The organism is Ammonifex thiophilus (assembly GCF_003368535.1).
Taxonomy (GTDB): domain Bacteria; phylum Bacillota; class Desulfotomaculia; order Desulfotomaculales; family Ammonificaceae; genus Ammonifex; species Ammonifex thiophilus.
Map to the genome: position 1 here is coordinate 1 of NZ_QSLN01000092.1, position 255 is coordinate 255.

The following is a 255-nucleotide window of genomic DNA, read 5'->3' on the forward strand; positions in this document are numbered from 1 at the left end:
GCCATGGCATGTGTGGGGAATCCGGAAATGGGCAAGTTCGGTGCCGTCTTGATCGAGGACGCAGACTTCGTGTTCTTTATCTGCCCAGTCAATGCCGACGAAGATCATTGGGCGGACCTCCTTGAAAGGGGCGTTATTTAGGTTACTGCAGGCAAGTGGTAAGCCTTATCTAGCACTGGCGCTCGAAGCGCTCCCCTCTATAGACCCTGGCTTGCCTGCATATTATTCCGGGAAAGGCGAGTCTCCCCAAAGCAG

The 255-nt window shown here is 54.5% G+C and carries 1 protein-coding gene; it reads right to left on the reverse strand.

From position 1 onward, the window contains the following. The coding region (locus DXX99_RS11210) for an IS110 family transposase (RefSeq protein ID WP_134643031.1) at nt 1-108 on the reverse strand (108 nt) is incomplete at its 3' end. Nucleotides 109-255: the final 147 nt, after the last annotated feature.